The sequence below is a fragment of the Arthrobacter sp. B0427-1-12 genome, from assembly GCF_059092905.1.
In genome coordinates this window covers 1-264 of the sequence record NZ_JBNHIC010000263.1, presented here as the reverse complement: position 1 = coordinate 264, position 264 = coordinate 1, and the positions used below count along the sequence as shown (strand labels likewise).

The following is a 264-nucleotide window of genomic DNA, read 5'->3' as shown; positions in this document are numbered from 1 at the left end:
GGCTTCCGGGAAGGCCGACCACGCAAGGCAAGAACGAACGGTCCCACCAGACCCTGATCCGGTTCCTCGACGCCAACCGGCCGGTCACGCTCGAGCAGCTGCGGGAACGGATCACGAGATTCCGCGAACACTACAACCACCGCCGACCGCATCAGGCGCTCGATCACGCCACCCCTGGCACGGCGTGGGAGCTGCTCGAGCACACGCCCGCGACGGAGCCGGTCCCGCTTCAGGTGCTCGAAGCGAAGGCCTCCGAGTATCGGC

Annotated in this window: 1 protein-coding gene; it reads left to right on the top strand. The window is 67.8% G+C overall.

Translation table 11 applies throughout. The features are described from left to right. Nucleotides 1-264 (top strand): integrase core domain-containing protein (locus AC5RWU_RS24790; protein WP_493986808.1); only part of this gene is annotated, 264 nt, incomplete at both ends.